We start from the raw sequence: 4,136 nt of genomic DNA, 5'->3' as shown, positions 1-4,136 counted from the left end.
CCGTACAGTTGTCCGTTGTCCGTTGTCAGCAGAAAACCCTTAACGATGACCCACTGACCACTGACCACTCGACCACTGACCACTGACACGAATGAGTTATTTACCCATACCTAACTGTTGGGCTTTTTGGTAAACCTTACCTTCGGTCAGTAGAGAAGGAGCAATGACAACTTCAACTTGCTGCATTTCCTTAATGTTTTTAGCGCCTAAAGTTCCCATACTGGTCTTTAAAGCTCCTAAAAGATTATGAGTACCATCATCCAAGCCGGCTGGACCTGTGAGTATTTGTTCTAGAGTTCCAGTTGTACCTACGCGAATCCGAGTCCCTCGCGGTAATATCGGGCTGGGAGTTGCCATACCCCAGTGATAACCACGCCCAGGGGCTTGGGCGGCTCTGGCAAATGGAGAGCCAATCATCACAGCGTCAGCACCACAGGCGATACATTTACAGATGTCTCCCCCGGTGATTAAACCACCGTCAGCGATGATAGGGATATATTTCCCAGTTTCCCGATAATAATCGTCTCTAGCGGCCGTACAATCAGCGATCGCTGTAGCTTGGGGTACGCCCACACCCAGCACTCCACGGGAAGTACAAGCAGCACCAGGTCCAATGCCTACCAATACTGCCGCTGCACCAGCTTTCATCAACTCCAAAGTGACTTCATAGGTGACGCAATTTCCTAATGCCACAGGGATGGGCATAGAACGACAAAACTCCGCTAAATCAAGGGGAGTGATAGATTCTGGCGATAGGTGATTAGTAGAAACTACTGTAGCTTGGATAAAAAATAAATCTGCTCCAGCTTTAGCTACAATTTCACCATATTTGCTTGCCCCGGCTGGAGTTGTGCTAACTGCCGCAATACCGCCTTGTTGTTTAATTTCCTGAATACGTTTTTCAATTAATTCCGGCTTTATTGGTTCAGCATACAATTCTTGCATCAGACTGACAAATTCTTCTTTGCCGACGGAGGCAATCCGATCTAAAATCGGTTCGGGGTCAGCATAGCGAGTTTGGATACCCTCTAAATTAATTACTCCCAATGCCCCCAATTGGGACAAGCGAACAGCCGTTTTTACATCAACGACACCATCCATTGCACTGGCAATAATGGGGATTTCTCGCTCAATATTGCCAATTTTCCACTTGGTATCAGTTAAACTCGGATCGAGAGTTCTGTTACCAGGGACTAAAGCAATTTCATCAATTCCATAGGCTCGACGCGCCACTTTTCCCCGCCCAAGTTGAATTTCCACGCTTTAACTTCTCTCAAAACTGTTTAAGCTAGGGTATCAAATTGTGGTGATATTGGGAATTGGGAACAATTGAAAATTTTTGATTTTTCATTCTGTTCTCATGTATTAGGGTTTATTTTTATTAGCATAATTAGCACCTGTATAACCTGTGGCTAACCAAATAACTGCCCTAGCACCATCCCTAAGAGATTTTTCAATCGGTTCTGGTGAATTTGCGGAAGGAACTGATAGGGGTTTAAAATTCATGCCTCGACTACCTAAAACAATTTCACCAACGATGCAAGCACGACGCATATGAAAGTCAGATGTAATTAAATAAACACTTTTGATGCCACGAGATTGTAATTCATCCACTGTAGTAGTGAAATTAGTAACCGTGTCTACAGCTTCATAGTCCAAGTTTAAACGCCGGGGATCAATTCCTGCATTAGCAAATATTTTTTTAGTATGCTGAGGTGGACTGCCCCCAGAAATCCAAATGGGTATATTTGGATATTGGTGGGCTAACTTGGCTGTAAACTTTTCTCTTTCTAGTAAGCGGGTAGAACCGCCTAAAACTAATATTGCTTGTGGTTGTACAAATTGGTTTTGTACTGCCTTGCACCCCCACCAGATGAATAAGGGGAGGAGACAAGCCATAACCCTCACAGATTTCCCTGTCAAAAGTAGCTTATTCAAGGCTCTATAGGTATGTCTATTCGGACTAGAGTTTTCTTTAAAAATCAGCACAATAACGCACAGGGATGATGGTTAGTATAAGTTTTTGCGAACTATATCTAGAAAAAAGTTGGTAACGTTGCAATCATAGTAACTGAATCTACATTGCTGTAATTTCTGCCATATCCTAAACTATCTGAGAAAATTAATCAAAGGTGTCTCACCACTCATTGACAACATAATTTTTAGATTTACTATAAGACCTAACACGCCTAAGAATTTTAATTAGTGTAACTGCTTGCTATATGTGACAATGATTTATTTGTTTTCACAAGCATAATTTTCAATTCTTAATGAATACAATAGGCATCTCCGGTAATTAAATGTGCGTGGTTTGAAACCCTTGTAGAGACGTTCTATAGAACGTCTCTACATTCATTTTCGGAGATGTCTAATTAGGAAAGAATACATAGGGCTTGCTGAAAAAGTCTTTTCGTGAGGGCTAGGAGTCACCGAGTCACCGAGTCACCGAGTCAGGAGGAAGAATTAGAAGGAGAGAAGAATAGTCTCAAATTTCAGAAAGTGATAGGTTTTTAATGGTTTCAATCCTTATTCCTTGCACCTAATTCACTTTTTTAACCGGGAAACTCTTAATCTATCTAGGTTTTCGGTTTATTCAGCCAGCCCTACATAAATCTTTATATTTACCTTCGAGGCGCTTTTGCTAGTAATATTAAGTGGCTAGTTAGGTAAATTGTCAGAAATGGCTATAGCTTGCGTGACGACGCAGGAGTTATACGCCACGCTGCGCTATCAGGATGTACAGGATTAAAGGATGAACAGGATCAAAACAGAGATTTTATGAGCCATTGGCGGAAATTATCATGATAGAATTTGTAGGTAGTTGAGTCAGAAATAGTTTCTATCTGCAAGAACTCTAACCAATTTTCTAATAATTCTTCAATATCATATTCATCAGTATTTAGCGAATTAGCAATATCTGTAACTGATATGGGTTGTGTTGTCTGGGATAAAACTTTCAACACTGCTAGGGGAAAATCTTGATGTTGAGAACCCAGCATTTTTTCTAAATGTTGTTGGTAATAGGTTTCTAATGGTGGTGGAAATGATGTTCCTATTTGGGAAGGTTGGGGATAAAAATTATTAGTAATAGCAGCTAAGATTTGGCTGATGTACATGAAATTATTTTCGCTGCGGTTGGTTAAATTAGTAATAAATTCTGCTTCATTTATTTGGTGGGTATTTAACCAGGATTTGATTGACCTCTCCCCCAACCCCTCTCCTGCAAGGAGAGGGGAGTTAGACAAGTTTTTTTCCTCTATTTCTGTAATAGGAGAAGGGGAGTTAGAAGCATCTTGTTCTCCCATTCCCTCGTAGGGAAGGGGGGTTAGGGGGGTTAGGTTTCTCCGAATATAATTTTGAATATCTTGTTTATTTTCCTGTGGATAATCTGCTAAATGCAAACTTTGTACCGGTGCTTCTATTAATAAACCAGAATTATCTGATAAAAACCGACGACGGGTAAGGAGAAAATACACCCCTTGGGGAATGTAGCGGGGAAGATAAAAAATATTTGTTCCTGGTGGTTGTAATTGGGAATTGATGCAATTTAAACTGTCAATGGCAATAATTAATTTTTGATTTGGTTGTAAATTGTCGCTGATTTGTTGGAGAAGCAAAGATAAAAACCAACTCCCTTCTGTAGCGCTATCGGGTAAATTTGGCAGAGATATTTGATCAAATGTGGCGATAATTTGAGAACATATATATTTGAGAAATTCTTCAGCGTGATTTTTCCCCTCTAGTTCAGCGTTGTAATAAATTACCTGGCGATTTTCTAGGGGATTGTTTTGATTAATATATTTAGCAATAATTGCACTTTTACCGCTACCGGGTAGACCGATAATAGTGAAATAACCCCGGTTGTAGCGATTGAGAAAATTATGAATCGCAGTAAACACGAAATTACGACCGAGAAAATTCGCGCTTTTTTGGTGAATTATGGCTGCAAATTCTTGGTGATTAACTATGGCATTATTCATAGTTGGTCGTCTGGGTGATAAATTCATCATTTCATGCTCCCGGATTTTCCCACTTTAAAAAATGCACCATTCCCCCAGCGTCACCCGCAACAATTGTTAACCCATTTAGTGTAACCGCACAGGAAAGAAAGTCACTGTCACCACTAAAAGTAGCTA

The 4,136-nt window shown here is 40.4% G+C and carries 3 protein-coding genes; all 3 read right to left on the bottom strand.

Annotation, left to right across the window (positions count from 1 at the left end):
* Positions 1–96 precede the first annotated feature (96 nt).
* Complete coding sequence (locus tag FJR08_RS15875) at positions 97–1,260, bottom strand: GuaB3 family IMP dehydrogenase-related protein (RefSeq protein WP_148760773.1); 1,164 nt, start codon at positions 1,258–1,260, stop codon at positions 97–99.
* Between the two features lie 105 nt (positions 1,261–1,365).
* Positions 1,366–1,899 carry a YdcF family protein gene (locus tag FJR08_RS15870; protein WP_168633815.1) on the bottom strand — a complete coding sequence of 178 codons (534 nt, stop codon included), beginning with the start codon at positions 1,897–1,899 and terminating at the stop codon, positions 1,366–1,368.
* A gap of 863 nt (positions 1,900–2,762) precedes the next feature.
* On the bottom strand, positions 2,763–4,010 hold the full coding sequence (locus tag FJR08_RS15865; protein WP_168633814.1) for an ATP-binding protein: 1,248 nt from the start codon (positions 4,008–4,010) through the stop codon (positions 2,763–2,765).
* Positions 4,011–4,136: the final 126 nt, after the last annotated feature.

This window comes from Dolichospermum sp. UHCC 0260, from assembly GCF_009711985.1.
Taxonomy (GTDB): domain Bacteria; phylum Cyanobacteriota; class Cyanobacteriia; order Cyanobacteriales; family Nostocaceae; genus Dolichospermum; species Dolichospermum lemmermannii.
The sequence above is the reverse complement of the archived record's forward strand: the minus strand, read 5'-3'. Positions and strand labels throughout refer to the sequence as shown.

What these genes read in the sequence shown, in the direction of transcription:
- FJR08_RS15870 (WP_168633815.1), bottom strand. Translation starts at nt 1,899, where the DNA reads ATGGCTTGTCTCCTCCCCTTATTCATCTGGTGGGGGTGCAAGGCAGTA.
- FJR08_RS15865 (WP_168633814.1), bottom strand. Translation starts at nt 4,010, where the DNA reads ATGATGAATTTATCACCCAGACGACCAACTATGAATAATGCCATAGTT.